16 protein-coding genes are annotated in these 26,108 nt (G+C 65.9%); 8 read left to right on the forward strand and 8 right to left on the reverse strand.

The genetic code is table 11. The annotated features are described in order from the left end of the window. Window positions 1-30: 30 nt before the first annotated feature. The gene (locus LDN95_RS09370; RefSeq protein WP_226017404.1) at window positions 31-4,635 is read right to left on the reverse strand and encodes a chemotaxis protein CheB; all 4,605 of its coding nucleotides are present in this window, start codon (window positions 4,633-4,635) and stop codon (window positions 31-33) included. A 166-nt stretch (window positions 4,636-4,801) separates the two neighbouring features. Between LDN95_RS09370 and LDN95_RS09375 the strand changes: the two genes are divergently transcribed. Then, entirely contained in the window at window positions 4,802-5,179 is a 378-nt protein-coding gene (locus LDN95_RS09375) for a response regulator (RefSeq protein ID WP_226017405.1), read from the forward strand. A 5-nt stretch (window positions 5,180-5,184) separates the two neighbouring features. Here the strand turns inward: LDN95_RS09375 and mgtA are convergent, their stop codons facing one another. The 4 genes from mgtA to LDN95_RS09395 all read right to left on the reverse strand — a co-directional run bounded on the left by mgtA (window position 5,185) and on the right by LDN95_RS09395 (window position 10,461). Next, window positions 5,185-7,773, reverse strand: coding sequence for a magnesium-translocating P-type ATPase (mgtA, locus tag LDN95_RS09380; protein WP_226017406.1), 2,589 nt, complete (start codon window positions 7,771-7,773; stop codon window positions 5,185-5,187). 4 nt (window positions 7,774-7,777) lie between these two features. Then, window positions 7,778-8,593: an RcnB family protein gene (locus LDN95_RS09385; RefSeq protein ID WP_226017407.1), complete on the reverse strand. Its 816-nt coding sequence runs from the start codon at window positions 8,591-8,593 to the stop codon at window positions 7,778-7,780. A 70-nt stretch (window positions 8,594-8,663) separates the two neighbouring features. Continuing rightward, window positions 8,664-9,899: an acetate/propionate family kinase gene (locus LDN95_RS09390; RefSeq protein WP_226017408.1), complete on the reverse strand. Its 1,236-nt coding sequence runs from the start codon at window positions 9,897-9,899 to the stop codon at window positions 8,664-8,666. Then, window positions 9,886-10,461 carry a DUF1269 domain-containing protein gene (locus LDN95_RS09395; RefSeq protein ID WP_226017409.1) on the reverse strand — a complete coding sequence of 192 codons (576 nt, stop codon included), beginning with the start codon at window positions 10,459-10,461 and terminating at the stop codon, window positions 9,886-9,888. The genes LDN95_RS09390 and LDN95_RS09395 overlap by 14 nt, the downstream gene beginning before the upstream one ends. 254 nt (window positions 10,462-10,715) lie before the next feature. Here LDN95_RS09395 and LDN95_RS09400 point away from each other — a divergent pair, with 254 nt between their 5' ends. Both LDN95_RS09400 and LDN95_RS09405 read left to right on the forward strand, forming a co-directional pair. Then, a complete protein-coding gene (locus LDN95_RS09400) occupies window positions 10,716-13,115 on the forward strand; it encodes a phosphoketolase (RefSeq protein WP_255630830.1) in 2,400 nt (799 codons plus the stop codon). Then, the gene (locus LDN95_RS09405) at window positions 13,112-13,753 is read left to right on the forward strand and encodes a histidine phosphatase family protein (protein WP_226017410.1); all 642 of its coding nucleotides are present in this window, start codon (window positions 13,112-13,114) and stop codon (window positions 13,751-13,753) included. Before LDN95_RS09400 ends, LDN95_RS09405 begins: the two co-directional genes overlap by 4 nt. 18 nt (window positions 13,754-13,771) lie before the next feature. On the opposite strand, the gene LDN95_RS09410 is transcribed toward LDN95_RS09405, so the two are convergent. Next, a complete protein-coding gene (locus tag LDN95_RS09410; protein WP_226017411.1) occupies window positions 13,772-14,398 on the reverse strand; it encodes a hypothetical protein in 627 nt (208 codons plus the stop codon). Between the two features lie 116 nt (window positions 14,399-14,514). Next, complete coding sequence (locus LDN95_RS09415) at window positions 14,515-15,417, reverse strand: LysR family transcriptional regulator (protein WP_226017412.1); 903 nt, start codon at window positions 15,415-15,417, stop codon at window positions 14,515-14,517. A gap of 116 nt (window positions 15,418-15,533) precedes the next feature. Between LDN95_RS09415 and LDN95_RS09420 the strand changes: the two genes are divergently transcribed. From LDN95_RS09420 to epsC, 3 genes are all read left to right on the forward strand, one after another. Then, a complete protein-coding gene (locus LDN95_RS09420) occupies window positions 15,534-17,639 on the forward strand; it encodes a malate synthase G (protein ID WP_226017413.1) in 2,106 nt (701 codons plus the stop codon). Between the two features lie 58 nt (window positions 17,640-17,697). Further along, complete coding sequence (locus LDN95_RS09425; protein ID WP_226017414.1) at window positions 17,698-18,951, forward strand: DUF3422 domain-containing protein; 1,254 nt, start codon at window positions 17,698-17,700, stop codon at window positions 18,949-18,951. A 90-nt stretch (window positions 18,952-19,041) separates the two neighbouring features. Then, a complete protein-coding gene (gene epsC / locus LDN95_RS09430) occupies window positions 19,042-19,980 on the forward strand; it encodes a serine O-acetyltransferase EpsC (RefSeq protein ID WP_226017415.1) in 939 nt (312 codons plus the stop codon). 102 nt (window positions 19,981-20,082) lie between these two features. Here epsC and LDN95_RS09435 read toward each other — a convergent pair whose 3' ends face one another. Beyond that, complete coding sequence (locus tag LDN95_RS09435) at window positions 20,083-22,608, reverse strand: TonB-dependent receptor (protein ID WP_226017416.1); 2,526 nt, start codon at window positions 22,606-22,608, stop codon at window positions 20,083-20,085. 500 nt (window positions 22,609-23,108) lie between these two features. Between LDN95_RS09435 and LDN95_RS09440 the strand changes: the two genes are divergently transcribed. Further along, entirely contained in the window at window positions 23,109-24,017 is a 909-nt protein-coding gene (locus tag LDN95_RS09440) for a hydroxymethylglutaryl-CoA lyase (RefSeq protein WP_226017417.1), read from the forward strand. Between the two features lie 29 nt (window positions 24,018-24,046). Next, the gene (locus tag LDN95_RS09445; protein WP_226017418.1) at window positions 24,047-26,095 is read left to right on the forward strand and encodes a hydantoinase/oxoprolinase family protein; all 2,049 of its coding nucleotides are present in this window, start codon (window positions 24,047-24,049) and stop codon (window positions 26,093-26,095) included. The last annotated feature ends 13 nt before the right edge of the window (window positions 26,096-26,108 follow it).

A 26,108-nucleotide genomic window follows, 5' to 3' on the forward strand; every position in this document is an offset into this window, starting at 1 on the left:
TCCTGCGCTTTCCCGCTCCGGGAAGGCGCTCTAGTCGCGGGGTAGGGCCGCTTGCGCCATGCGTGCGAGTTCGGGCAGCGACTTGGCCCCCATCCGCTGCATGATGGCGGCGCGGTGGTTTTCGACGGTGCGCTGGCTGATGCCGAGGTCTGCGGCAATGTTCTTGCTGGGATGCCCGGCGAGCACCATGTCCATTACCTCGCGCTGCCGGGTGGTGAGCGAGGCGACATGGGCGGCGGCCTGTTCATGGGCGGCATCGCCCAGCCGTATGTCGTGCGACTGGTCGATCGCCCGCGCGATGCTGGCGAGCAGTTCCACCCGCCCCACCGGCTTTTCGATGAAATCGCAGGCGCCGTTACGCATTGCCGTAACCGCAAGGCCGACATCGCTGCTGCCGGTGATCAGGATGACCGGCAGATGGTCGCCGCGTGCCCGTAACGTGTCGAGCAGCGCAACGCCGCTCATCCCCGGCAGATAGGCATCGACCAGCAGGCAACCTGCGTCGCCGGGACGATAGCTGTCGAGAAAGGCTTCTGCCGACGGGTAATCCAGCACCAGTCGGCCATCGCTTTCCAGCACATCGCGCACGCTGGTGCGGATTTCGGGATCGTCATCGACGACATGGGTGACCGGGCCCGATGGCTCCGCGCCAGACCCTTTGCCCCTGGTTGCATCGGTTGGCGGGGCGGGCGCCGCGCTTGCGATCGGTGCTGGTTCGGCAAGTGGGGCGAACCGCGGGCAGATCCGCTCGATGGCGGCGGCCAGTTCGCGCGGCTTGACCGGCTTGCTCAGTTGCACGCAATCGTGGGCGGCGATCGCGGCCAGCGTAGCGGCGGAGATGTCGCCGGTCAGGATAATGGCAGGCAGGCGCTGCGGCAGGCGGGCGCGCAACTGCGTCAACAAGTCGAGCCCGTTCTCGCCGCCGGGCAGGTTATAGTCGGTCAACAGCACTTCGGGCTGGATCGCACCACCCGAAATCAGCTTCAGCGCGGCTGCGGCATCGGGCGCGGTACGGACGATATGGCCATCGCTCTTGAGCAATTGCTCCAACAGATCGAGCACGTCGGCATCGTCCTCGACTACCACGATCTTGCAGCGGTGATGCGCCGTGGCAGCGGACAGGCCGGTGCCGCGTTCATCTGTCGCTGCAGTTGGCAAGGCGCTACGCTGGCCGCCTGCATTATCGGTTTCGCCCTTGCGCCGGACGCCGCCGACCGTGACGGAGAAGGTCGAACCCTTGCCCGGCACCGAGTGGACATCGACATCATGGCCGAGCAGGTGGCCCAGACGCTGCACGATCGACAGCCCCAGTCCCAGTCCCCGGCGGTGATCGCGCGCGGCATTGTCGATCTGATGGAACTCTTCAAAGATCGCATGCAGTTCGGCTTCGTCGATGCCGATCCCGGTGTCCCACACCTCGATTCGCACCATGTCGCCACGGCGCCGACAACCCAGAAGGATCTTGCCGCGGCGGGTGTACTTGATCGCGTTGCCCAGCAGATTGCGGATCATCTGTTCCAGCAACCGCGGATCGCTGCGCACGATGGCCGCGCAAGGCAGGATCTGCAGCGACAGGCTGCGCGATTGGGCCAGATAGGTGAACTCGTCGCGAAGTCGGTCGAACACATCCGCGATAGCGAAATCCACAGGTCGGGCATCGACCACACCGGCCTCGATCTGGTTGATGTCGAGCAAGGCGTTGAGCATCCCCGACATCGCGCCCAGCGTCTGTTCGAAACGGCCGAGCAGCTTGCGCGGCCGCTCGCCCTCGACCGATTGCGCCAGCAATTCCTGCAGCAGGGTCAGCGATTGCAGCGGCTGGCGCAAGTCATGGCTGGCGGCCGCAAGGAAGCGCGACTTGGCCAGATTGGCGCGCTCGGCCTCCTGCTTGGCGGCCTCCAGCGCCTTGGCAATGATCTTGCGATCGGTCACGTCGGCAAAGGTTATGACGACACCTTCGGTGCGGTTGTCATGCGCCCGGTAAGGGAAGATGCGGCGCAGGAACCAGGCATCCTCCGGCGTACTGATCTCGCGTTCGATCGAGGTTTCATCGGTCAGCACCTGACGGGCATCGGCGAGCAGATCAGGGTCGGTCGCGATCGGCCTGAGGTCGGCCAACGGACGGCCAACGTCACCGGCGATGATGCTGAACAGTGATTTGATTGCGGGGGTATAGAACCGGATCTTCAGATCCATGTCGAGGAACAGCGTGCCGACATTGGTGCTGTAAAGCACGTTCTGCAAATCGTCGGAGGTAAGGCGCTGGCGCTCAAGCGTTTCCTGCAACTGGCTGTTGAGGGCGGTCAGTTCCTCGTTGAGCGATTGCAGTTCCTCTTTCGAGGTGAGCAGCTCCTCGTTGGTCGACTGGAACTCCTCGTTGACCGACAACGCCTCGTCGTTGATCGCCTTTTGCTCTTGCGTCGATGTTTCGAGATGCTCGATCGCGGTCTGCAATTCGGACTGCGCGGCCTCAAGTTCATGTTCGAGCTCGGTGACGCGCGCGGCATCGGTGCGCCCCGATGGCCGTGCCGCTTGCACCTTGCCTTCGGTTTCCTCGACAAAGCAGATGAGCAGCAGGTCTTCATGATCGCCGGTAAGCGCCTGAACATCGATGCTGAAACGGGTTGTCACGCCCTTGTGCGTCAGGCGGGTGCGACCGCCATCGATGCGCGGGCTGGCTTTGGTCACGCCGTCGATGGCCCGGCGCAGTCGGCTGCGCAGCGCCGGTGTCGCCATCCCCAGAAGATCAAGCGTGGTATAGCCCGGAGCCATGCGCAGATAACGCTCGACCGGGCCCAACGCATAGACGCATTGGCGCTTGGCGTTGATCAGCACCGCCGCAGGCGCGTGGCTGGCGAGCACGGCGCGGCGGCAGATGTCCGCCAGTGTGGCTTGCCGTGCAGCCGTGGGCGCCTGCTCGCCATTGCCGAGGCGGGGCAGTGTGTCGCCAAAGCTCAACGGAAAGCCTGCCTCGCCAATCCGGCTGCGCGCGATGTGGCGATAGATGCGTTCGGACTTGGCGATGACCGAAAAGCGGTCGGTGGCGCTGCCCACGGTTTCGGACGAGCCGAGCACCAGCACGCCGCCTTCACGCAGGGCGAAATGGAACAGCGCGATGACCCGGGCTTGCGCCTGTGGGTTGAGGTAGATCAGCAGGTTGCGGCAGGAAACCAGATCGATCCGTGAAAAGGGCGGATCGCTCATCACATCCTGCACAGTGAATACCACGTCACCGCGCAATCCGGGGCTTACCCGGTAGCCGGTTTCATCCCGGATGAAATCGCGCGCCAGCCTTGCCGGGCTGATAGATCCTGCGGTTTCGAACGGATAGAACCCTTCGCGCGCGCTGGCGATGGCATCCGGGTCGACGTCTGATGCGAACACCTGCAGCTTGACCGCGCGGCCCGAGGCGGCGATCACCTCGCGGCAGACGATGGCGAGCGAATAGGCTTCCTCGCCCGTGCTGCACCCTGCCACCCAGACGCGCAACGGCTGCTCTGCTGGCAGTGCGCTTATCATCTCGGGAATGACCGTTGCGGCCAACTTGTCGAAGACGGCTTGATCGCGAAAGAAGCTGGTGACGTTGATCAGCAGGTCGCGGGCAAGCTGCTCGCGTTCCGCGCTGTCCTGCTTCAGCTTGTCGAGATAGCCGCCAAGATCGCCCCTCGGCAGCGCGAGCAGGCCGATGCGGCGATCGATCCGGCGCTGGAGCGTACCCGGCTTGTACTGACGGAAATCGTGCGCTGTCTTGTCGTTGAGCAGGGCGATGATCGCTTCAAGATCAGCCGGCTCGGGCGCAACTTCGGGCGTATCCTCGGGGGCGGCTTCGGCAGCCGCTTCGGGGGTGCTGGCCGCATGTGGATCTACCGCCGAAGGCGTTTCCAGCCTGACCAATGCGGCAAGCGCTTGCGGGATGGCCTGAAGGCGCAGGATGTGGTCGACAAGGCCGGTGGCGATTGCGCTTCGCGGCATGCCGTCATATTCGGCTTCGTCCGGGTCTTGGGCAACGACATGGCCACCCGCCTCTTTCAGCGCGGCAAGGCCGCCCGAGCCATCGGCGCCCGTGCCCGACAGGACGATGGCGATGGTCTGCGCAGCGCTTCCCCCAGACGCCAGCGATGCGAGCAGGTAATCGAACGGCAGCCGCGCGCCGCGCTTGGTCTGCGGCGGGGAAAGGTGGATCGCGCCGTTGCGGACCGACATATAGCGACCGGGCGGAATGACATGGACCTGATCGGGCGCAAGCAGGCTGCCGTCGCTTGCTTCCATCACCTTCATCGCGGTGTGGGTGCCAAGCAATCCGGCCATCAGGCTGGGGTGGGCAGGATCAAGATGCTCAACCAGGATGAAGGCCATGCCCGTGGTTGCAGGCATAGCGTCGAGCAATGTCGAGGCCGCTTCAAGCCCTCCGGCAGAGGCGCCGATTGCGACGATCGGCATCGCAACGCTCGATGGTTTCGCGGTGTTGGCATCCGGAATCGGTGGCGGCGGTTGGGGCAGGATCGATTGGGATGGATTGGGTGTCGATCCAGAAACAGGATCGGGCTGGCCAAGTATCGGCGGCGGGCCGCGCGCCAGAACGTCGGTTCCTTTGCCGGGCTGTGCGGCTGCCGAGTCGTTCTGTTCATCTGCCATCTGCGCGCGGTAGCACCCCAAGTCGGCATACCTCCTACGGATAGTGGACCAAGCGACAGATATTTCGGCCAGAATCAGGCTTTGAGTACAATCCGAGGCTTCGTTTGCGGCCGTTTGCGGACCATGCCAGCATCGGCCATGCAAGGCGTGCGAGGAACAAGACTGGATGACCCAAGGGTTGAAGATCGTGATTGTCGAGGATGATGCCCTGATCGCCATGGATCTGGCCGATCTGTTGATCGGAATGGGCCACGATGTCTGTGCGATCGCCAGCACCGAAAGCGAAGCGATCGTCACGGCCCGGCGCTGCAAGCCCGACTTGATGATCGTCGATGGTGGTCTGCAGGAGGGCAACGGGATCGATGCGATGCGCCGGATTGCAACCGAGGGTTTCATCCCGCACCTGTTCGTCACCGGTGATCCGCAGCGGCTGGCGCAAGGCGCACCCGATGCGGTTATCGTCGGCAAGCCCTTCACGATGCGCGAACTGTCACGCGGTATCGCCGCCGCGCTGGCCTCTGGCGTGCCAGCAAGCGCGGACTGAAACGATCAGCCCCGGCGGCGTCGCATGCGGCGGGCAGGGCTGGGGCGCATGGCGACGCGCTTGAGCAATTCGGCGCTGACCAGATAGACCGCCACCAGCAGCGCGATCCCACAAGTCATCAGCAACGGCGGCGTCACGAACCCGAACAGGGTCGCCAACGGCGTGAACGGCACGATCATCGCCACCAGCAGCGCGCCAAGCGAAGTGGCGGCCAGCACCGGGCGCGGCAGGTTGGCCCAGGGCCTGCCCTTGGTGCGGATGACGAATATCACCAGAATCTGCGTCGCCATCGATTCAAGGAACCATGCGGTGCGGAATTCGGGCGGTGCTGCGTGCAGGACCAAGATCAGCCCGGCAAAGGTCAGCAGGTCGAACAGCGACGACAGCGGGCCCATCACCGCGGCGAACCGCACCAGCGCACGCATGTCCCAGACTTGCGGTCGGGCGACGGCCTCGGGGCGGACGGAGTCGAACGGAATGCCGATCTCAGAAAGATCGTACAGCAGGTTGTTGAGCAGGATCTGCGTTGGCAGCATCGGCAGGAACGGCAGAAACAGCGATGCGACCGCCATCGACAGCATGTTGCCGAAGTTGGAGCTTGCCCCCATTCGCACGTATTTCAGGATATTGGCGAAAGTCCTGCGGCCTTCCTCCACGCCGTCGGCGACAACGGCCAGATCCTGATCGAGCAGGATCATGTCGGCGGCAGCCTGCGCCACACCACTTGCGCCCGAAACCGACAGGCCGATATGCGCCGCCTTGAGCGCGGGTGCATCGTTGATGCCATCGCCCAGATAGCCGACGACCGCGCCGCGTGCCTGCAACGCCCGCACCAGCCGGGATTTCTGGTCGGGGGCGAGCCGACCGAAGGCGTCGAACTTGTGCACTTGCACTGCCAGCGCATCGTCGCTGAGGTGCGCGACCTCGTTGCCCGAGAGCACCCGCTCGGCGCGCAAGCCCACCAGCCCGGCCAGCCGCTTGACCACCACCGGATCGTCGCCCGACAGGATCTTGAGCCGTATCCCGGCAGCGGCCAGCCGCGCAATGGCGGCAGCGGCGGTCGGCTTGGGCGGATCGGCAAAGGCGCAAAGCCCTTCATAGACCAGCGCGGTTTCGTCGGCGGTGGCCGGGTCGTGTACCGCGCCTGTCCAGACGCGTGAGGCGACCGCGATCGTGCGCAGGCCTTCGTCTTGCGCCAGTTTTTGAACTTGCGCGAGCGCGGTGGCACGCTCGGCATCGCCCATGGCCAAGATCGCACCGTCGGCAAGGCGCAAACCGGAACACAGCGCCAGCACGGCTTCGGGCGCACCTTTGGCGATCAGCAGGGTGCCTTCGGGCCCTTTTGCCAGGACCGAGCCCAGCCTGCGCCCGAAATCGAAGACGTGGCGTCCGAGCAGGGTCCAGTCGGCAGTTGCGTGTGGATCGCCTGCGACCAGTGCGGCATCGAGCGCGCCGCGATCACCACCCAGCACTGCCGCAATCGCGGCAAGGTGTGCAGGCCGGGGCTGTTCGCTGCCCGAAAAGGCCACGCTGCGGGCCAGCGTGATCTCGGCCGAAGTCAGTGTGCCGGTTTTGTCGGTGCACAGCACGGTCATGGCGCCAAGATCGTGGATCGCGGCGAGCCGTTTGACGATCACCTTGCGCCGGGCCATGCGCAAGGCGCCGCGCGATAGCGTGACGGTGGTGATCATCGGCAAGAGTTCGGGTGTCAGTCCCACCGCCAGCGCCACCGCGAACAACAGCGATTGCAACAACGGCCGGCCAAGAAACACGCTGGCGGTCAGCACCACCAGCACCAGCGCCATCGTCAGCCGCGCGGTCAGCAGGCCATAGGCGTGCAGATCGCGTTCGAAGGGCGAGGTATCAGCCACTTCGCCAAGGGCAGAGGCCGCCGCACCGAACAGGGTCGCGCTGCCGGTGCTGATCACCAGCGCCTCGGCCTCGCCGGTCTGGGCCACCGCTCCCCTGAACAGCGCGCCCGTCGCCTGCGCCGGGGACAGACCGGAAGCGGGGCCGGGACGTTTGTCTACCGGATAGGGTTCGCCGGTCAAAGCGGCTTCGTTGGCGGCAAAGGCGCTGCTCGATATGACCAGTGCATCGGCCGGGATGATATCGCCCGCGCGTACGCGGATGACATCGGCCGGCACGACCTGTTCGACCGGCACTTGCAGGTAAGCCCCGTCGCGCAGCACTTCGGCGGTCAGCGCCACCGAATGGCGCAGGATGTCGGCGACGCGCGCCGCGTGTCCTTCCTGCAACGTATCGAGGCTGATCGACAGGAGCAGGATCACGGCGATGATCGATCCGCCGATGCTGTCGCCGGTTCCCGCCGACACCATCGCTGCGATCAGCAGGATCAAGGAAAGCGGTTCGAGCAGCCGCTTGGCCACGGCACGCACTGACCCGACGCGGCGATTGGGCGCATCGCCGTTCGGGCCATAGCGCGCCAGTCGCGCTGCAGCGTCGGCGCCTGTCAGGCCATCGGACGTGCAAGCCAGCGCGGTGCATTGCGCCGCGATGGTGGTCGTCCAGAACGGTGGTGTCGGCGTGACCGCGACAGGAGCGGCGCGGTCACGCCCGGCAGTATCGGCCATCGCGTCAATAGAATACGCGGTAGCGGGCCTGAATGATCTCGCCGTCATAGCGGTCGATCAGGAACGCATCGCGCCCGACCCTGACCCAGACCAAGCCGGCAGGCGGCGCGAACAGCGAGAACATCAGGTAATCGCCGATCCAGTAGTTGCGCGCGTAATAGCTGCGCGGCAGGCGCTGGCCAAAGCCCCAGCGATGGCGAGCATAACCTTGCGGCCGTTGGTAGGTTCCGGCGTGGAAGCGGTGCTTTACCTGCACGTTGCGTCGCATCTGCTGCACGGCGGCCGTTCGCGCGGCGGGCCTGGTCGGCGCGGGCAGGGGCTGCGTCCAGCGCTGGACGGTGCGATCACGTTGCGGCTGGGTGCGCATGGGAGCGGGCATACGCGCTGGTTGCCCCGCGCGTTGCTGCCAGTTCGGCCCATCCTGAGGCTGCTTGCGAGGCCCGGGGGCGACGGCGCGCGCGGGGGTGCCGGGCTGCGTCTGCCAGCGCTGCTGCGGGGTCTGGGCAGGCCGGGTGCGCGGCTGAGCGGGTTGCTGCGCGCGCTCCGGTTGTTGTTGCGGCGCTTGGGGCTGCGGTGCTTGGGGCTGCTGTTGGCGGGGCTGGGGCGGTTGCGGAACCTGCTGCGGCTGGCGATAGCCGCCGGGCTGGTTGCCTGGAACCGGGCCGCGATCCCTGTTCTGTCCCCGGTCCTGATTTTGCCCCCCGTTGTGATTTCCGCTCTGTGCGGGCTGGGCCGCGACCAGCGCCGGGGTGACCATGGCAAAAGTCAGGCTCAGCGCCAGAACGGCGGAGGCCGCCAGATAGTGCGTGGGGCGGGTCATGCGGTCGTACTCCTGAATTTCCTTGCCGTGCTGATAGCCGCCGCCCGGCACACCGCATCAGCATCGGAAACTACCCAAGCCCGGCCGCGTCACCCTTGCGGCTTTCGCGCAGAGCGAGCACGTGGTGCGCGATCATCGCCTCTTCGTCGGTGGCGATGACGCGCACCTCGACCCGGCTGTCGGCGCGGCTGATCATGGTCGCGCCCGCCTCGGCATTGCTGATTGGATCGAGCGATACCCCCAGCCAGCCGAGCGCGGCGCAAGCCTCGGCGCGGATGATGGCGGCATGCTCTCCGATCCCGCCGGTAAAGACGATCCCGTCCAGCCCGCCCAGCGCCGCCGCCGTGGCGCCGATCTCGGTCACCAACCGGTGGACGAACAGGTCGATCGCCTCGCGCGCATGGCGGTCAGCGCTGGCCAGCAGGACGCGGACGTCTCCACTGATCCCCGACACGCCGAGCAACCCCGACCGGTCGTACAACATCGCCTCGATATCGGGCAGGCTGTGGCCCATGCGGGCGAGCGTGAAGATGACGCCGGGGTCCAGACTGCCGCAGCGCGTACCCATAACCAGCCCGTCGAGCACGCTGATGCCGAAGGTGGTGGCAATGCTGATGCCGCCGCGCAAGCCGCACAGGCTGGCTCCCGCGCCCAGATGCGCCACTATTACACGTCCTTTCGCCAGCGCGGGGCATGTCAGCGCAAGCTGGCCTGCAATGTATTCGTAACTCAACCCATGGAAGCCATAGCGCCGCACCCCGGCAGCGGTGATCGCGCGGGGCAGGGCAAAGTTTCTGGCGACAAGCGGCATGGTCCGGTGGAACGCGGTGTCGAAGCACGCGAACTGCGGCACATCGGGACGCGCGCGGGCAAAGGCGTGAACCGGCGCCAGATTGTGCGGCATGTGGATCGGATCGAGCGGCACCAGCGCATCGAGCGCCGCCAGCACAGGCGGCGTCAATCGCTCGGGCGCCATATGGTCGGCGCCGCCCTGCACGATGCGATGCCCCACCGCGCAAAGCCGACCATGGCCGGGCGCGGCATCGACGAGGTCCAGCACGGCGGCCAGAACTTCGTGAAATGCAGTCTTGTCCGTCGGCCAACCGTGATCCGCCACCAAAGCGCCGGTCGCATCGTGCGCCGTCAGATGCGGCACGCTGCCAAGGCCCGAAACCTCGCCGCGCAGCCGCGCCTGCACAGGCATGGCGGCGGCGAACAGCGCGAACTTCAGGCTTGAGGAACCGGCGTTGAGGACAAGGATCGAGGACTCGTCCGTGTCCACATCGCCTTCATCAGCCAGCGGCACGCGCCGCTTCCAGCGAGGCTTCGATGCTGGCGGTCTGGGCCGTTGCCGTGCCGGTATGGACATCGACCTTTTCGGCGTCGGCGGTTTCGAGCAATTTGCGGGCAAGCGCGACTTGGGCGACGGTGCCGTGCACCATGACCACGAAGCGGTCGGCATGGATGGCGGTCTCGTATTCGAGCACGCTGTCCTTGGGGATGCCGATGCCATAGAGGGCGGCGGCAACCGCGCTGACGGTGCCGACAACCAGCGCGCCTTCGACCACGGCGATGATCGATGCCGCGATATAGCCCAGCGCCATGACCGGGCCGACAGCGGGCAGGGTCAGCACCAGTCCGCCGAAGAACAGACTCCACAGGCCGCCCCAGAATGCGCCGCGCGTGCCCCAGAAGCGTACCCTGTCGCCCTGATTGTAAAAACCGACGACCTGTTCATCGACATGGTAGCCCTTGCCGATCACGCTGAGCTGCTTGATGTCGATCCCGCCGAGCGCGAGGGTCTTTACGGCCGTTTCGGCGGCGGCATGGTCGGCAAAGACGGCAACGACGGAGTGGGGATTCTGCATGGTTTCCTCGCGCGGTCGACGGCAATGCAAAGGGCGCATCCGTTCCTGCTCGCCCGCCCTAGGCAGCCGGGCACCGCGCAGGCAGCCCCGGAATCTACCCACGTGTCGGTCCCTGCAGCGCGCACCAAGGCGTTGACGACAGGGGCTTGGGTACTTTCCGAGCCTGCCCGCTGGCGCGCGATCCGGGCAGGTCTGCCGCCGCTGCGACCGCATTTGCGGGCGCGTTCTTCCGTCGCGCAAAAAGGTGCCTTTCTATGGATATGCTTGCTGTAGAGCCCGCGCCGCCGCCGCTCGATGCCGCTGCGCTCGATCTGATCGACGCCTGGTGGCGCGCGGCCAACTATCTCTCGGTCGGTCAGCTTTACTTGCGCGACAACCCGCTGCTGCGCGAGCGGCTGACGCTCGATCACGTCAAGCCGCTGATCGTCGGTCACTGGGGCACGACGCCGGGGCAGAACTTCATCTACGCGCACCTCAACCGGGTGATCCGCGCCTATGATCTGGACATGTTCTATGTCGCTGGCCCCGGCCACGGCGGCCCGGCGCTGGTCGGCAGCACGTATCTCGAAGGCAGTTATTCCGAGATATATCCGCAGATCGGTCAGGATGAGGCGGGCCTAAAGGCGCTGTTCCGCCAGTTTTCCTATCCCGGCGGCATTTCCAGCCATGTCGCGCCGACCACTCCGGGATCGATCCATGAAGGTGGCGAGCTGGGCTATTCGCTGTCGCACGCCTTTGGCGCGGCGTTCGACAATCCCGACCTGATCGTGGCCTGCGTGATCGGCGATGGCGAGGCCGAGACCGGCCCATTGGCAACCGCCTGGCATTCGAACAAGTTTCTCAGCCCCGTCACCGATGGCGCGGTGCTGCCGATCCTGCACCTCAACGGCTTCAAGATCAGCAATCCGGCGATGCTGGCGCGGCTCGATGGCGATGAACTGGCGTCCTATCTGGAAGGTTGCGGCTGGTCGCCGCGCTTTGTCGAGGGCGACAATCCCGCCGGGATGCACCGCCGCATGGCCAGCGTGATGGACTCGGCGATTGCGGATATCCGCGTGCTGCAAGCAGATGCCCGCGCGGGCACGACCACCGAGCGCCCCCGCTGGCCGGTGGTCGTGTTGCGCTCGCCCAAGGGCTGGACCGGGCCGCAAGTGGTCGACGGCGTGCAGATAGAAGGCTCGTTCCGCTCTCATCAGGTGCCGCTGCTGGTCGATGCCGCGCATCCCGACCACCTTGCGATGCTCGAAAGCTGGATGAAGAGTTACCGGCCCGAAGAACTGTTCGACGAAAACGGCAGGCTGCGGTTCGAGATCGCGGCGCTGGCGCCTGTCGGTGACCGGCGGATGGGCGCCAACCGCCACGCCAACGGCGGCATGCTGCTGCGCGATCTGCGCCTGCCCGACCATCGCGCCTATGCGGTGCCGGTCGGCGCGCCGGGGACCATTGCCGCGTCCGACATGGCCACACTCGGTCCCTATCTGCGCGATGTTCTGGCGCTCAACCGTGATGCCCGCAATTTCCGCCTGTTCGGGCCTGACGAGACACTGTCCAACATGCTGAGCGCCGTTTTCGCAGAAACAGGGCGCCAGTGGGAAGCCGAGGTGGAGCCGGGCGACGAATTCCTCGCCGCGTCGGGCATGGTGCTCGACGCGATGCTCAGCGAGCATCAGTGTCAGGGCTGGCTCGAAGGCTATCTGCTGACCGGTCGGCACGGCATCTTCGCCAGCTACGAGGCGTTCGTGCGGATCATCGATTCGATGGCGGGCCAGCACGCCAAGTGGCTCAAGGTCGCGTCCGAACTGCCTTGGCGGCGCGATATCGCCTCGCTCAACTACTTGCTGTCCTCGCACGTGTGGCAGCAGGATCACAACGGCTTTACGCATCAGGATCCGGGCTTCCTCGACCATCTGATGACCAAGAAGGCGGCGATCGTGCGCGCCTATCTGCCGCCCGATGCGAATTGCCTGCTGGCGGTAACCGACCATGTGCTGCGGACGCGCCAGCAGATCAACGTGGTGATCGCGGGCAAGCATCCGCTGCCGCAATGGCTGGGGATCGAGCAGGCGATCGCGCATTGCGCGCAAGGCATCGGCATCTGGCAATGGGCCGGGCATGAGGATGGCGAAGGCAGTGCTGCGCCCGATCTGGTGCTGGCCTGTTGCGGCGATACCCCGACGCTTGAAGTGCTGGCGGCGGTCTCGATCTTGCGCGCCGAACTGCCCGAATTGCGGCTGCGCGTGGTCAATGTGGTCGATCTGATGACGCTGCGGCCCGCAGCCGACCATCCGCACGGGTTGTCGGACACCGATTACGATGCGCTGTTCACGCGCGACCGGCCGGTGCTGTTCGCCTTCCACGGCTATCCGTCGCTGATCGAGCAGATCACCTGTCGCCGGGCCAATCGGCGGATGCAAGTGCGCGGGTATCAGGAGGAAGGCACCATCACCACCGCCTTCGACATTCGCGTGCAAAACAAGCTCGACCGGTTCCACCTGGTGATCGATGCGATCGACTTGTTGCCGCAGACCGGCAGCCGAGGGGCAAACTTGCGCCAGATGATGCACGACAAGCTGGCCGAGCACGCGCGCTATATCGTCAGCAACGGGCAGGACATGCCCGAGGTGCGCAACTGGACATGGGCAGCATCGGCTTGAACGCGCTTTCCCTGCCGCCAGATGGCGGCGCGCTGCCGACGCTCTATCTGGTCCGGCACGGCGAGACGGCGTGGACGCTGACCGGCCAGCACACCGGCAGCACCGACATCGCCCTGACCGCGCAGGGTGAGGCGATGGCCAGCGACCTTGCCCCGCTGCTGGCAGGAGCCCCGTTCATCCGCATTCTGGTCAGCCCGCGTCAGCGTGCCCGGCTGACCTGCGAACTGGCCACCGGTCGCGCCGATGCCACCATCGAGCCCGACTTGGCCGAATGGGACTATGGCGATTACGAGGGGCTGCATACCAGCGCGATTCTGCGCGACCGGCCCGGCTGGGACTTGTTCCGCGACGGTTGCCCGGGTGGCGAGACGCTGACCGATGTGGTCGGACGCGCCGATCGGCTGCTGGCAAGGCTGGCTCACGAGACCGGCGCGCTGGCGTTGTTCACGCACGGCCAGTTCGGTTGCGTGCTGGCGGCGCGCTGGATCGGACTGGCGGGCGAGGAGGCAGCGCACTTCGCGCTCGATCCGGCGGCGCTTGGCATTCTGGGGGCAAGGCCAGGGCACCCCGCCGTGGCTGCGATCATCCGCTGGAACGTGGTGGCGAACCCCCGTCTGGGCTGGCGCGCCGCCGATTGAACCGGGCGGGGCCGGGGCCTACCCGCCTTGCGGTCCTTGCGGTCCTTGCGGTCCTTGCGGTCCTTGCGCCCTTAAGGCCGCGCGAAACGCATCGAGCCGCGCGCGATAACCGTCGGCATCGCCATATTCGGCGAATTCGTAATAGCGCTGGTGCGGGTCGATCACCTTGAGCGCGTGCTTGATCGGGCACCAGTATTGCTCGGTGCGGCTGCTGACCTCGCGGACGAAACCGACCAGACCGTTGGCATAGGCGCAGAACCAGCAATTCAGCGCCTCGATCCAGTTGAGATAGGCCAGATGCTGCCGGTCGAAGGCGAGGTAGTCGCGGCGCCGGACCCGTGCGATGCCGTAGGCGCGAAAGCAGATCGCCTGATAGACGCTGACCCACACGTCGACCAGCACCAGCGGCACGATCAGCGAATAGATCACCGGGGCGGTCAGCGTGGCTGGCAGGCTCGATTGCGCCAGAAAACGGGTGACTTTCAGCCGCATTGCGCGGTGTTGCGCGACGATTCCGTGCTCAAATCCGACGATTTGGCCGGTTAGTGTGACCCCCAGCGCCTTGCGACGGGCCTCGATTTCGCGGTCCAGTTGCTGTTGCAGGTGGACGATCGCCTCGGCCAGTTCGTGCATGCGTTGGGTCATCGGCGCTCCGGGGCGAGGATATAAAGGAAGGAGCATATGCGGTAGCGACCGCAATCGTGCCGCACAGGCTCGGAAAATACCCATGCCCGAGCAGCGGGGCTTTCAGTCCCGGCCCGTCACCTTTCGCTGGCTTCCCACGGCGCGCCATCGGCAAAACGCTGCTGGCAAAAGCCGATGAAGGCGCGGGTATTGGCGGCCAGACGCGGGGTTGGCGCGTGGACCAGAAAGATGCCCACATCCGCCGACCCTTGCCAGTCGGGCAGCACGCGCACCAGATCCCCGCTCGCCAGCGCGGGGGCCACGTCCCACAATGAGCGCAGCGCGATGCCAGCGCCTCCCAGCGCCAGTTCGCGCACGACCTCGCTCGAATTGGTGCGCACCGCGCTCTGGCCGTTCAGGCTGACCGCACCATCCGGTCCCAGCAGTGGCCAGGGCAACTGCCCTTCGGCGGCAAGCAGGCGGTGACGGCGCAATGCCGACAGGCTCAGCGGCGTTCCCGCTTGCGCCAGATAGGCTGGCGCGGCGCACAGCACGCGGCGGTTGTCGGCCAGACGGTGCGCGCAAAGGCCGTTGCCGATCTTGCGGGTGATCCGCAGCGCAAGGTCGAAGCGCCCCTCCAGCAGATCGACAAAGCCATCGGACAGCTCGATATCCAGCTCGATCTGCGGATAAAGCGTCAGGAAATCGGCAAGGCACGGGGCCAGATGCATTCGCCCGAACGAAGTGGGCGCGGTGATGCGCAAGGGTCCGCCGATGGCCTCTTGCCGTCCGGTAATGCTCTGTTCGGCGGCCTCTATCGCATGGAGGATCGCCTGCAGATCGGCATGAAAGCTGATGCCTTCGCTGGTCAGCGTCATGCGCCGCGTGGTGCGGTTGAGCAGGCGCACGCCCAGCCGTTCCTCCAGCCGCGCCAGCCGTTTGGACAAGCTGGCGGGCGACAGGTGCAGCGCGCGGGCGGCGGCAGAGATGCTGCCAGCGGCGACGATGCCGACAAAGACCTCGTAATCGGGATCGAGCATTCGTTCCTTATACGAAAGACTGATTTGAATTTTCAACTTCTTATCGCAAGTCTCGGGTTGCGCTATGCCGGTGGCATGGGAGGCGCGTCGATTGCGCCGGAGCAGGAGTGCAGGACATGGTGGACAGGATCGAACGCGCAGGCCTTCAGGTCGCGGCAGAACTGGCGGATTTCATCGAAGCCAGCGCGCTGCCCGGCACCGGCGTGACTGTCGAGGCGTTCTGGGCCGGAACAGCCGCCATCCTCGACCGCTTCGTCCCGCGCAACCGGGCTTTGCTCGCCAGGCGCGATGCGTTGCAGGCGCAGATCGATGCCTGGTATTCCGACCGCGCGGGCCAGCCGGTCGATGCCGCGGCCTACGAAGCATTCCTGCGCGAGATCGGCTATCTGGTTGCCGAACCGGAAGCGTTCTCGGTCGATCCCGCCAATGTCGATGACGAACTGGCGCTGATGGCCGGGCCGCAACTGGTCGTGCCGGTGCTCAACGCGCGCTTCCTGCTCAATGCCGCCAACGCGCGCTGGGGCAGCCTGTACGATGCGCTTTATGGCACCGACGCCATCCCCGGAAAGGCGGCCGGCAAGGGCTATGACCCGGTGCGCGGCGCTCAGGTCATCGCGTGGGCCAAGGCATTTCTGGATGATGCTGTGCCGCTGGCCAGTGGTTCGTGGGCCGATTTTTCCGGGGGCGAGCCGGTTCTGGCCGATCCGGCGCAACTGGTCGGGCGGGCCGGGGCCAACTTGCTGCTGCGTCACAATGGCCTGCATATCGAGATCGTGATCGACCCCGGCCACCCGATCGGCCGCGATGACCCGGCAGGGATTGCCGATGTCGTGCTCGAATCCGCCGTCTCGACGATCTGCGATTTCGAGGATTCGGTCGCGGCGGTCGATGCCGCGGACAAAGTCGCGGCCTATGCCAACTGGCTGGGGCTGATGCGCGGCGATCTGGTCGATACCTTCGAGAAGAACGGCGCGCTGATGACGCGCAGCCTCAATGCTGACCGCGCCTATACCGCGCCCGATGGTGGCACGCTGACGCTGCACGGCCGCTCGCTGCTGCTCGTGCGCAATGTCGGGCACCTGATGACCACGCCCGCCGTGCTGCTGGCCGACGGTTCCGAAGTGCCCGAAGGCATTCTGGACGGCATCGTCACCAGCCTGATCGCGCTGCACGATCTGAAGCGCGAGGGCGGCTTGGCCAACAGCCGCAAGGGCAGCGTCTACATCGTCAAGCCCAAGATGCACGGGCCCGAAGAAGCCGCCTTTGCCAACGACCTGTTCGATGCGGTCGAAGACTTGCTCGGCCTTGGCCGCCACACGCTGAAGATCGGCGTGATGGATGAAGAGCGCCGCACCAGCGCCAATCTGGCCGCGACGATCCACGCGGTTCGCCACCGCATCATGTTCATCAACACTGGCTTCCTCGACCGCACCGGCGATGAAATCCACACCGCGATGCGCGCCGGGGCGATGCTGCGCAAGGGTGACATGAAGACCACCGACTGGATCAAGGCTTACGAGGACCGCAACGTCCAGATCGGCCTTGCCAGCGGACTGTCGGGCAAGGCGCAGATCGGCAAGGGCATGTGGGCGATGCCCGATCGCATGGCCGACATGCTCGACCAGAAGATCGGCCACCCGCTGACCGGCGCCAACACCGCATGGGTGCCATCCCCCACCGCCGCGACGCTGCATGCCACGCATTACCACCGCGTCGACGTGTTCGCCCGGCAAAAGGTGCGCGCGGCCGAGCCGGTCGCGCCGCTGTCGGCACTGCTCAACGTGCCGGTGGCCGCCGGGCAGAACTGGTCGGCCGAGGAGGTGCAGGCCGAGATCGACAACAACGCGCAAGGCATCCTTGGCTACGTGGTGCGCTGGGTCGATCAGGGCATCGGCTGTTCGAAGGTGCCCGACATCAACGACGTCGGCCTGATGGAGGACCGCGCGACGCTGCGCATTTCCAGCCAGCATCTGGCCAACTGGCTGCTGCATGGCGTCATCACCGCCGAACAGGTCGATGAAGCGCTGTTGCGCATGGCGGCCAAGGTCGATGGCCAGAACGCTGGCGATGCGGCCTATCACCCGATGGCCGGCGATCCGTCGGCCAGCCTCGCCTATCAGGCGGCGCGGGCGCTGGTGTTCGAAGGGGTAGCCCAGCCCAGCGGCTATACCGAGCCTTTGCTCCATGCGTTCCGCGCGCGGGCAAAGGCGCAACCGGGCTGATCCGCCGACAGCCTCTAGGAAACGAGGCGACGAAAGGGGGCCAGCAAAGGGGGGCAATATGCTGCAGGACCATGGGTTGCGCCGCGATATCGTCGGCGAAATGCACCTGCGGCGCTGGCCGCTGATCGAGGCTCCGCTGGAGATCTACCAGATCGTGCGCCTCTGTGCGGCCGATGCGGCGGGGGCTGACAGTATCCCGTCGTTTCGGCCGGGCGGGCAACCACTGGTGGCGGGCGGCAACCGCCACCTCAGCGGCGAACTGGGCGCCGACTTGCGCTTCACGTGGGAGCGGCACAGCGAAGCGACCTGCCTGACACTGTTCGCGCAGCCGGGAACGCCGCTGATCGGCCCCGCGCTCGCCTGGGCCGAGGCGATGCCGGGTGAGGTCGTCCGCGCCACGCAGATCGTCATCGTGGCCGATGATGCCACCGCGCAGCCGCTGGTCGATGCGCTGGGCTATGACCCGGCTGAAGTGGTGTCGTGCTGCATCGGCGGAGGCGCGCGCATCTGGTCGGACTTCCGCATCGGCGAGCAGGGCTATGGACGGCTGACCGTGGCCGCCAACGGCTTGCACCCGGTCGAACTGGGCCGTGCGGTGCAGGCGGTGCAGGAACTGGGCAACTATCGCAATCTGGCGCTGCTGGGCCTGCCGGTGGCGCGCGGCCAATGGTCGCGGCTCGATGCGGCGGACGAGCGGTTGCGCAAGATCGGCACGATGCTGGAGGAAGGCGTCGCGACCGACAATGCCATGCTCGACGAACTGTGCCGTCTGTCGCTGGAAGTCGGCAGCATCGGCAGCGCCACGCGCTATCGGCTTGGCGCGACGGCTGCCTATGCGCGGCTGGTACAAGAACGGCTTGAAGCGCTGTGCCCCACGCCATTGCGCGGCTACGCCTCGCTGACCGACTTCGCCCAGCGCCGCTTTACCCCCGCGATCCGCACGTGCGAGGCGGTGGCGCGGCGGCAGGGCGAACTGGCCGACCGTTCGGCGCAGTTGAGCGCGCTGCTGCGCACTCGCATCGAAACGCATATCGAGGATCAGAACGCGCGGCTGCTCGCCTCGCTCGAAAGCTCGGCCGCCAACCAGTTGCGCTTGCAGCATCTGGTCGAAGGGCTGTCGTCGGTGGCGATCACGTATTACGCGGTGGCGCTGATCCGCGATCTGACCGGCGGGCTCGATGCGTTCGGAGTGGTCGTCAACCATGAGCTTTTGCTGGCCGTGGCGACGCCGCTGGCGTTTCTGGCGGTATATCTGTTCACGCGGCGCGCGCGCAGCAGGCTCTTCGCTGAACGGAAGAACCAGCCGCGCTGATTGATCCGGGAAGGGGTTCTGGAAAAAACGTGCGCGGCGTCCTATGTGGCGGTTCAGGGCGTCGACATTGCGACGCATGAGGTGACGGGCATGGGCGATCCACAAGCGGCAAACGAAGACGGACCCTACGATATCGAGGTCGTGGTCGATCAACTGCGCAGCGTGCGCGCCGACTGGCGCGAGCGGCAGTCGCGCGATGAGACCTTCGGCAAGCTCGGTTTCCCTTCGCGCCATGCGCTGGGCCGGATCATCGATGTGTTGTCCTCGGCGCTGTTCCCGCTGCGGCTGGGTCCGCCCGAACTGGGGCAGGAAAGCGAGGATTGCTTCGTGCGCGCCAGCCTGCAGTCGGCGTTGCCGCTGCTGGCAGCGCAATTGCGCATGGAACTGCACTACCGTCGCCCCGATCGCAGCGCCGATGCCATCGAGCATGCCGTCACCGCGATCATCAGCGACCTTGCCGGGCGTTTGCCGGCCATGCGCCGGGTGCTCGATACCGACCTGCAGGCCGCCTTTGCCGGCGATCCGGCGGCGCACAGTGTCGACGAAGTGCTGTTGTGCTACCCTTGCGTCACCGCGATCATCCACCACCGGGTCGCGCACGAACTCTATCTGCTCGGCGCGCCGCTGATCGCGCGGATCATCGCCGAGATCGCCCATTCGCGCACCGGGATCGACATCCATCCGGGCGCCTCGATCGGCGAAAGCTTTTTCATCGACCACGGCACCGGCGTGGTGATCGGACAGACCGCGGTCATCGGCAACCGCGTGCGAATCTATCAGGCGGTCACGCTGGGGGCGCGCAGCTTCAGCACCGACGATGAAGGGCGACTGGTCAACGAACCGCGCCATCCGATCATCGAGGATGACGTGACAATTTATGCCGGGGCGACGATCCTTGGCCGCGTGACCATCGGCAAGGGTTCGGTCATCGGCGGCAACGTCTGGCTCACCCGTTCGGTTCCGCCCGGCAGCCAGGTCCGCCAGACCCAGCCGAGCATCAGCATCGAGGCGGGCGACCCCTGCGATTGAGGTCTGGGCAAGGCCGCCCTTTCGAAGCTTCTGCGCCTGACGGCAAACGGGCCGCCCTCCATCGGAAGGCGGCCCGTTGTCTTCAAGCCGTGGTCGGCGCGATCAGAACTTCGCGCCGATTTCCACCCCGACCAGACGACGCGTGCCGGGCGAGATGAACGATCCGCCGAACTCGATCGCGGGGATCACCTCGGACAAGTACTTCTTGTCGAGCGCGTTGTTGGCGAACACCGCGATGCTGTAGCGGTCGGTCTGCAAGCCGGCGCGCAAGTTGACTATGCCAAAGGCATTGCGGCGGGTGCGGTCATACTTGCCGTCGCCCACGAACGCCGGCAGGCCCAGCGCCGAGATCGGCAGCAGCCCCGAAAACAGCGTCGGCGTGCTCTGGTTCTGCACGGTGGAGAACCAGGTCGGGCCGGTCAGGCGATAGTCGGCACGCGCGAACACCTTGATGCCGTCGCTGACCGGCTGTTCCACTTCGGCGCCCAGATTCAGCGTGTAGTCGGCGGTATACGGCGACTTGTTGCCGACCGTGGCAGGGCGCGAGCTGTTCTGCTTGATCTTGCTGTCGGTGTAGTTGAACGAGCCGAAGAACTTCAACCCGCGCACCGGCTTGGCCGTGACCGACAGCTCGGCACCCTTCAGATCGACCTTGTCGATGTTCGAAACCACGCGCAGCAGGCCGAAGCTGCCGACGAAGAATTCGAAGAACTGCATGTCGTGGACCTGGGTGTAGTAACCGGCCAGATCGAACGTCAGCTTGTCGTCCAGCAGGCTGCCCTTGATCCCGGCTTCGAACGCGCTCGACCATTCCTTTTTGTACTGGTCGTTGATGTGCACGTCAGCCTTGATGAAATCGACGAATGCCGACTTGATCAGCGCGGCCGAACCCTGATTGTTGAACCCGCCCGACTTGAAGCCGATCCCCCAGTTGCCATAAAGATTGATGCCCGGCGTCGGCTTGTAGCTGAGCGTCACCTTGGGCTCGAACTGTTCGAACCGGGCGTGCTGCGGGCTCAACGTGCCGAACGCTTGTCCGGGGTTGATCGGCCCGCCGGTGAACGGGTCGAGCGCGGTCGGCACCAGCGTGCTGCTTTTGCGGTCCTCGATGTCATACCGCAACGCAAGACCAGCATCGAACTTGTCGTTGGGCTTGTACTCCACCGAGCCGAACGCGGCATAGACGTTGGTCTTGAACTTGTCGGCCAGCAGCAGCGAGGTCGGGTTGGCGGAATCGGGCGCGTTGTAGAGTTGCTTGATCACGCCCTGTCCGGTGTCCGCGCCAAGGCTGACGCCGACGGTGCGCTTGATGTGCAGGTAGTACGCGCCAACCTGCCAGTTGAGCGCGCCGCCGTTGTCGCCGATCAGGCGCCATTCGGTGCTGAAGTCCTGCTGCTTGCGCACCTGATACTGGGTGCCGTCGCAAGTCGTCGGGCTGTAGGGGCCGAAGGTCGAGCCGGTGGCGGGCGCGAAGATGAACGGCACCGGGATTGCGCCGATCGCGCCGGGCGGGTTGACCGCAAAGCCGGTGTTGGCGGCGGTCGAGGCAAAGCAGCTGCTCACCGCCTTGGACGCTGCCGGATTGGCCGCGCTGATGAAACGGGCAAAGTCCGCTGAGGTGCCGTCGGCAACCAGATCCTGATTGACGTTGGAATAAAGCACCCAGCCGACCAGCTTCAGGCCGTCGGCCACGTCCTGATCCAGCTTGAGCGAAGCGTCGAAGCTGGTCTGGTCGTTGGTCGGGCGGATGTTGCTATAGAAGTTGAACGGGTGCTTGTTCACATCCTCATAGAACGCCGGGTTCACCGCGCCGAAGTTGGGCAGCGCGAACGCGGCATTGAACGGCAGTGAAGCGCCATGGAATTCGGAGTAGCGCGCTTTCAGGTCAAGCTGGGTCGCGGTGCCCTTGCCGACGACGACGCGGCCATCGAGCGCCCAGTTCTCCTTGTCGTCCACCGTCTTGGAATTGCCGGTGAAGGTGTTGTGATAGAACCCGTCGGTCTTGTAATAATAGCCCGCGAGCACGAAACCGGCGTTGGGCGAAAGCGGCCCGGCGACATGCGCCGTGCCTTCGATGGTGTTGTACATGCCGTACGAGGCCTTGACCGCGCCTGTCAGCGTGTCGGTGGGCTTGAGCGTCTGCAACACGATTGCGCCAGCGGCGGCGTTGCGGCCGTAAAGTGCGCCCTGCGGCCCTTTGAGCATTTCGACCTGCTGCAACGTGCCCTGCGGCTGGTTGAGCTGGGCGGTGTTGGTCTTGAGAATACCGTCGACCACCAGCGCCACCGAGCTTTCGGCGTCGCGCGCGCCGTTGATGCCGCGGATGTTGATCTGGGTGTCGCCCGCTTCGGCGGTGCCGGTCACGATCGTGACGCCGGGGGTGAGGCCGACGAAGTCCGCCGCCTTGGTTGCACCGGTATTGGCGAGCGCCTGCGCGGTCAGCACCGAGACCGATGCCGGCACGTCCTGCAGCCGTTCGTTCTGACGGCGGGCGGTGACGATGATCGCACCTTCTTCCGCAGGTGCTGCGGCGGGATCACCGGCCGGAGCGACTTGGGCCTGCGCGGGAAGCGCGGCCAGAGCTAGGCCTGCGACGGACGCCGTCAAAAGCCAATGGGATACACGCATCGGTTACCTCCCTGTCCAAATCGTCAACCGCACCCTTTTGTAGCCCCCATGGCGTATGCGGCTTGCTGAGAGGGCAGACTATTGTATACAAAACACTCCGGTCAAGTTCCTTGGAGGGTTGGCGTGTCACATGTTTGCGATTGCCTTGAAAAGGCGGCGAATGGCCATGGCAGCCGCAATGGGCTTTGGGCGGATTCGCGCGCGCGTCGGCGGCGGAATGCAGGCAAATGCGTCGCTTTTCCGGTTCATCAAGGTGCTTTGGCAGGGGGCGAGGCGGTGCAGCGCTCGGTCGGAAAGTCCATGGCGGCAACGGGATCGCGCATGATTGCATCGCGCGTCCGGCCAGTCCGCTCGGCCTTGATGGCAGGGGTCTGGTACCCTGCTGGCGAGTCGCGCAGGCAGGTCTTGAGTGCGAATCGGGGGCGATCGCTTAAGCTGGCTCAGCGCAAAGCCACCCGGACCGACTTTGCCGCGATCGATATCCGGAGGAACCCGCAGTAATGTATACAGGTGCCATCGAGATCGTCGAAGTTTCGCCGCGCGACGGGTTGCAGAACGAAAAGGCGCTGATCGCGACCGCAGACAAGCTGGCGCTGATCGACCGTGCGCTGGCAGCAGGCGCGCGGCGGATCGAAGTGACCAGCTTCGTCAACCCGCGTGCGGTGCCGCAGATGGCCGATGCCGAGGCGGTCTGCGCCGGGCTGCCGCAGCGCGACGATGTGACCTACATCGGTCTTGTGATGAACCAGCGGGGCGCGGACCGCGCGCTGACTACGGGCCGCATCGACCAGTTGGGCGCGGTGGCCGTGGCCACCGATACTTTTGCGATGGCCAATCAGGGTCAGACCAGCGACGGCTCGGTGGCCGCTGCGTCAGAGATCATTGCCGCGGCCAAGGCTGCCGGGCGCACCGCACAAGTGACCATCGCGGCGGCTTTCGGCTGTCCGTTCGAAGGTGAGGTGGCCGAGGCGCGGGTGCTGGCGATGGCCGAGGCGCTGGCGGCGGCAGGTCCGGTCGAGATCGCGCTGGCCGACACCATCGGTGTGGCCAATCCGGCGCATGTCGCAAGTCTCGTCGGGCGGTTGCGCGATCTGATCGCGCCGCTGCCGGTACGGGTCCATTTCCACAACACGCGCGGCACCGGGCTTGCCAACGTCTGGGTGGCGGTGGCGGCCGGAGCGCGGACCGTGGATGCCGCGATCGGCGGGTTGGGCGGCTGTCCGTTCGCGCCGGGCGCGGCGGGCAATGTCTCCACCGAAGATGTGGTTTACATGCTTGAACGGGCCGGAATCGGCACCGGACTTGATCTTTCCGCGCTCGTTGCGGCCAATCACTGGCTGGCCGAAGTGATGCAGCGGCAATTGCCGGGGATGGTGGCCAAGGCGCCATCGTTTCCCAAGCAGTCCTGAAACGATATCTTGAAAACAAGGGGTTAGGCATGGGTTACCGGTTAGGCGTGGATGTCGGCGGCACTTTCACCGACCTCCTGCTGTTGGAAACGCAAAGCGGATCGTTCTGGCGCCATAAAACGCCTTCGACCCCGCACGACAGCTCGGAAGGCATCCTTAACGGCGTTGGCGCGATCTGTGCGGCAGCGGGGATCACCGCGGCGCAGATCGAGACGTTCCTGCATGGCACCACCGTCGCCACCAACGCGGTGCTTGAAGGCAAGGGCGCGCGCGTCGGTCTGGTCACGACCGAGGGCTATCGTCACATCATGCAGATCGCGCGCAGCTTTGTGCCCGGAGGCCTGGCCGGCTGGATCATCTGGCCCAAGCCGCAGCCGCTCGCCGCGCTTGAGGATACGGTCACGGTCAAGGGCCGCATCGACGCCGAAGGCAACGAGGTGCGCCCGCTGGATGAAGCTGACGTTCGCGCGCAACTGGGCCTGCTCAGGGCCAATGGCGTCGAAGCGGTGACGGTCAGCCTGATCAACGCCTATGTCAGCGGCGCGCACGAGGCGCGGATCGGTGAGATCGCCGCCGAAGTGCTGCCGGGCGTGCCGGTCTCGCTCAGCCACGAAGTCCTGCCCGAGATGCAGGAATACGAACGCACGCTGACCACGGTCGCCAACGCAGCCGTACGCCCGGTGGTCGGGCGCTATGTCGCCAACTTGCGCGATCGGCTGGCCAACGAGGGCATGGCGGGCAAGTTGTCGCTGCTGCGCTCGGACGGCGGGCTGATGAGCGCCGACAAGGCGGGCGAACACCCGGTCAACATCCTGATGTCGGGTCCGGCGGGCGGGGTGACCGGCGCGATCTGGGTCGGCCGCAATGCCGGCATCCGCAACATCCTGACGCTCGACGTGGGCGGCACCAGCACCGACGTCGCGCTGATCGAGAACCTTGAGCCGCGCCGCCAGCGCACCACCGAAGTGGGGCATCTGTCGGTTCGGGCCAGCGCGCTCGATGTCAAGACCGTCGGCGCTGGCGGCGGTTCCATCGCCTATGTCCCCGAACTGACGCGCGCGCTGCGCGTCGGTCCGCAAAGCGCGGGCGCGGTGCCGGGGCCGGTTGCCTATGGCAAGGGCGGCACCGCTCCGACCGTGACCGACGCCAATGTCGTGCTCGGCTATCTGCCCGAAAACCTGCTGGGCGGTACGTTCAAGCTGGACCGTGAGGGCGCCAAGGCGGCGGTGCAGACCATCGCCGATGCGCTCGGCATCGACCTGATGGCCGCCGCGCGCGGGATCATCGACATCGTCAACGAGAACATGTTCGGTGCGCTGCGCATGATCTCGGTGCAACAGGGCTATGACCCGCGCGACTTCGCGGTGATGGGCTTTGGCGGCGCGGGGCCGCTGCACGTGAACGCCGTCGCGCGCCTGATGGGCAGCTGGCCGGCGATCTCTCCGGTCAGCCCCGGTGTGCTGTGCGCGCTGGGCGATGCCACCACCCGGATGCGCACCGAAACCGCGCGCAGCTTCTCGCGCCTTGCTTCGCAGACTCAAGCGAGCGATCTGACCGCGATCCTGGCCGAAATGGCCGCGCAGACCCGCGCCGAACTGCTGGCCGACGGCGTGCCCGAGGACGAGATCACCAGCGAATTCGAGGTCGATGTCCGCTATGCCGGGCAAGCGTTCGAGGTGCCGCTGACGATCACCGCCGATGTGTTGGAGGCCGACGGCATTGCCGGACTGCTCGCCCGCTTCGACGAGGAGCACAAACGGCTGTTCACCTTCAACATGGATACCCCGCACGAAATCGTGAACTTGCGCGCCGTCGCGCTGGGCCGCGCGCTCGACCTGCCAGCAGCGCCGCTGCCGCAGGGCGATGGCAATCCGATTGCCGCCAAACTGCGCGATCACGAGGTGTGGATGGAAGGCCGTCTGCAACCGGCGGTAATCTATGACCGGGCAAAGCTGCGCGCAGGCGACGTGATCCCCGGCCCTGCGATCGTGTGCGAGATGGATTCGACCACCCTGATCGAATCCGGCTGCACCGGCACCGTCGACGCTGTCGGCAACATCCTGATCAATCTGGCCTGAGGGACACGCGAAG

Origin of the sequence: Novosphingobium sp. FKTRR1 (genome assembly GCF_020404405.1) — a bacterium.
GTDB lineage: Bacteria > Pseudomonadota > Alphaproteobacteria > Sphingomonadales > Sphingomonadaceae > Novosphingobium.